Origin of the sequence: Mesorhizobium sp. M7A.F.Ca.AU.002.02.1.1 (assembly GCF_003998535.1) — a bacterium.
Lineage (GTDB): Bacteria > Pseudomonadota > Alphaproteobacteria > Rhizobiales > Rhizobiaceae > Mesorhizobium > Mesorhizobium ciceri.
The window spans coordinates 1-3,853 of sequence record NZ_RZPB01000578.1 but is presented as its reverse complement, the minus strand read 5'-3'; the positions used below and the strand labels follow the sequence as shown (position 1 = coordinate 3,853).

Genomic DNA, 3,853 nt, shown 5'->3' with positions numbered 1-3,853 from the left:
GCTGATAGACCACCCGCAGGCTCTTGCCCTCTACCGCGGTGCGCAGATCCGCCTTCCGCAACCGTCAGCTGATGAAGGCGGATCTGCGCACCGCGGTAGAGGGCAAGAGCCTGCGGGTGGTCTATCAGCCGATCGTGGCGATGAGCACCATGCGTATCGCCAGTTGCGAGGCGCTGTGCCGGTGGGATCATCCAGATCTCGGGCCAATCTCGCCCAGCATCTTCATTCCGCTTGCCGAGGAAATGGGCATCATTTCCGAGATCAGCACCTTCGTGCTGCAGGCAGCCTGCGCCGAATGCGCCAAATGGCCCGACCAGACCAGCGTTTCGGTCAATCTCTCGGCCAAGGATTTCCGCAGCCGCGATGTCATCCAGAAGGTTCGCGATGCGTTGGCCGGCACCGGCCTCGCCGCCAGTAGGCTCGAGATCGAGGTCACCGAAACGGCGCTGCTCGACGACAAGTCGCTGACGCGCCAGTATATTGAGGAGCTGAAGCAGCTTGGCGTGCGCATCGCGCTCGACGATTTCGGCACCGGCTATTCGAGCCTGAGCTACCTGCACAAGCTGCCGCTCGACAAGATCAAGATCGACCGCTCTTTCCTGATGGACGTCACCCAGAATCCCCGTTCGCTCGAGCTGCTCAAGGGTATCGTCAACCTGTCGCGGCCGCTGGGGCTTTCGGTGACCGTCGAAGGGGTCGAGACCTTCGAGCAGCTCAAGATCCTGGCGCTGCAGGTCAAGCCTGATCTTGTCCAGGGGTTCCTGTTCGGTTCGGCGCTCAGCGCTTCCGGCATCGAGACGATGTCGAACACGGTATGGCCCTTCGCCAAGGATATCAGGACCGCCAAAAAGGCGGTACGCCGCTGATTTGCGGCGCCTGGCGCATGGTGCCCAGGCACTGAGAGCCCATCCCTGTTTCCATCAGGATTGAACAGGCGCCCAGGCTTTAGGCATTCACTGCATTCGAGGTTTCTTTGCACATCGCGGGCCATGCCAGAATTTCAGCCGCTTCCCGTCATGTTCGAGACACGCTCTTTCCCCGTCGCGACGCAGAAAACGAAGAAAACCACCAATTTTAGTTTTATTTTAGCAATCGTTAACCTTAACGACTGGTAAACGGGCTGCTTCCTGTTTTCATCTTTTACATCCCAAGACCCTGTCGTAGTGTCGGATCGCGGCGGCAATGTACGGGGATTGAGTTGATGATTGTGCAGTTGAGTTCGCTTCGTCCGGTGACGGGCGAGGACGGCAAGGACGCCGCCGACACCATGTCCAGCTTCGCCCGCAACGTTTCGGCGATGCTTGAGCGGACAGAGTACCGCCGCTGCGACAAGGGCGAAGATCTCGAGGACATCTACCGCCTGCGCTACAAGTCATATCGCTCGAACGATATGGTGCCCGACAACGAAAACCATACCATTCACGATGAGCTCGACGAGGCACCGAATGTGTACCGCTTCGGGGTCTATATCGACCAGGAACTCGTCAGCACGCTGCGTATCCATCACGTCACCTTGGCGACGCCGATGTCGCCTTCCACCAAGGCCTTTGGCGACATCGTCATGCCGATGCTTCGTGACGGACTGAGCTTCATCTGTCCCAGCCGGTTTGCGTCCGATCCCGAATGGTCGCGCGTCTACCCGCAGATTCCCTACCTGACGCTGCGGCTGGCCGGCATGGCGTGCTTCCATTTCAACGCGCCCTACTGCCTGTCGACCATTCGTGAGGATCACGCCGGCTTCTACAAGCGTATCTACTACTCGGAGAAGATCAGCGAGTCGCGCGCCTATCCGGGCGTTTTCAACAAGGTCGTGCTCTACCGCGCCGACGTCAACGCAATCCGCGAGCGGTCCTTCTCACGGTTCCCGTTCTTCCGCTCGACGCCAATGGAGCAGCGCATGCTGTTCGATACGCCGCATGTCGGGGAACTCGCGCCGCTGACCATCCTGCCGACGGCAAAATACTATCACGAAGCCGCCTGATACGGCAGGGATCCACACGATTTTGCAGGGCCGACAGGAGCCTTTTGGCGACTTCGGCGTTCTGGGTGAGGCCACGAGCAGCGCTCCGGGTCGATCTGAGGTTTTTGAGGGAACCCGCCATGACCATTTCCACACTTGCGCTAACCCCGCTCATCTCGCTGATCGCCGGCGTGCTGATCCTGGTCATGCCAAGGCTGTTGAACTACATCGTCGCGCTCTATCTGATCGTCGTCGGGTTGCTCGGGCTATTTCCGCATCTAGCCGGCTGAGGCTCCGGCTTAGGCCACGCAAGCGTCCGCCCTTCGGAGTTCCGCATCAAGCATCAGAATCCAGCGATCGGACTCCGTCGCGGCGTCGACTGCTGGCTTCAATCTTTCTTTGAGGCAGTTGTCGGTTGTTGTGCGGCAATAGCGCCATTGCTCTCGGCGCGGCTTTTCGCTATGTGCCTGAAAGATGTCTTCGAAGGGGTATTCCTATGGCTGATCACTCGCCGACTGGTCCTGTCGAACTGGGCGCGAAGATGGACTATGCCGAGCATGACCGCACCTATGCGGGCTTCCTCGCGCTGGCCAAGTACGGCTCGCTGTTTTGTGGCGCCCTGCTCCTGGCGATGGCCTTCGGCTTCTTCGCGGGCGGCTTCTTCTCGGCGACCATTCTGTTCGTGCTGATTCTGGCTGTCGGCGCCTTTATCCTCCGATAGATTTTTCCGACATCTTGTCCACGGCGCCGCCGCGAGGCCGGCCGGCGTCTTGCGGGAAATAGCTTCCGGCCGAAAGGATCATGCGGTGGGACAGACGGTTTTCATCCCTCGTGAGCTCGATGCCAACGAGCCGCGCGTCGCGGCTTCGCCCGATACGGTGAAACGGCTGGCGGCGTTGGGCTTCGACGTCGTCGTCGCGGCCGGTGCCGGTCTGAAATCGCGCATCATCGATGCCGACTATGCGAGCGCCGGCGCTGCTATCGGCAAGGCTTCCGATGTCGCCAAGGCCGATGTGGTGCTGAAGGTGCGCCGGCCTGGTGATGCCGAGCTGAAGAGCTACAAGCCCGGCGCGGCTGTGATCGCCATCATGGACCCCTACGGCAACGATGCCGCCGTGGCAGCTCTTGCCAAGGCCGGCGTCACCGCTTTCTCGATGGAATTCATGCCCCGGATCACCCGCGCGCAGTCGATGGACGTTTTGTCCTCGCAGGCCAATTTGGCCGGCTATCAGGCGGTGATCGACGGGGCTTCGGAATATGACCGCGCCTTGCCGATGATGATGACGGCGGCCGGCACGGTGCCGGCGGCGAAGGTCTTCATCATGGGCGTTGGCGTCGCCGGCCTGCAGGCGATCGCCACCGCGCGCCGGCTTGGTGCGGTTGTCACCGCCACCGACGTTCGCCCCGCCGCCAAGGAACAGGTCGCCTCGCTCGGCGCCAAGTTCCTCGCGGTCGAGGACGAGGAATTCAAGGCGGCCGAAACGGCCGGCGGCTACGCCAAGGAAATGTCGAAGGAATATCAGGCCAAGCAGGCGGCACTCACATCAGAGCACATCGCCAAGCAGGATATCGTCATCACCACGGCGCTCATTCCCGGCCGGCCGGCGCCCAAGCTGGTCTCGGCGGCGATGGTCGCTTCGATGAAGCCGGGCTCGGTGATCGTCGACCTCGCGGTCGAGCGCGGCGGCAATGTCGAGGGCGCCGAAGCCGGCAAGGTGGTCACCACCGCCAACAACGTCAAGATTGTCGGCCATCTCAATGTGCCTGGCCGCATCGCGGCGTCGGCCTCGCTGCTTTATGCCAGGAACCTGTTCGCCTTTCTCGAGACGCTGGTCGATAAGACGGCCAAGACGCTTGCCATCAATCGCGACGACGATCTGGTCAAGGCAACGA

4 protein-coding genes and 1 pseudogene are annotated in these 3,853 nt (G+C 61.2%); all 5 read left to right on the top strand.

All coding sequences use genetic code 11. The annotated features are described in order from the left end of the window. Positions 1 to 47 precede the first annotated feature (47 nt). A pseudogene (locus tag EN879_RS27110) lies at positions 48 to 866 on the top strand (EAL domain-containing protein); the annotation flags it as partial. Positions 867 to 1,201: 335 nt separating this feature from the next. Continuing rightward, complete coding sequence (locus EN879_RS27105) at positions 1,202 to 1,981, top strand: hypothetical protein (RefSeq protein WP_013528206.1); 780 nt, start codon at positions 1,202 to 1,204, stop codon at positions 1,979 to 1,981. A 119-nt stretch (positions 1,982 to 2,100) separates the two neighbouring features. Further along, positions 2,101 to 2,250: a DUF3096 domain-containing protein gene (locus tag EN879_RS27100; protein WP_013528205.1), complete on the top strand. Its 150-nt coding sequence runs from the start codon at positions 2,101 to 2,103 to the stop codon at positions 2,248 to 2,250. Between the two features lie 206 nt (positions 2,251 to 2,456). After that, positions 2,457 to 2,681 carry an aa3-type cytochrome c oxidase subunit IV gene (locus EN879_RS27095; protein ID WP_013528204.1) on the top strand — a complete coding sequence of 75 codons (225 nt, stop codon included), beginning with the start codon at positions 2,457 to 2,459 and terminating at the stop codon, positions 2,679 to 2,681. 85 nt (positions 2,682 to 2,766) lie between these two features. Further along, a partial coding sequence (locus EN879_RS27090; RefSeq protein ID WP_127274351.1) for a Re/Si-specific NAD(P)(+) transhydrogenase subunit alpha occupies positions 2,767 to 3,853 on the top strand: 1,087 nt, incomplete at its 3' end.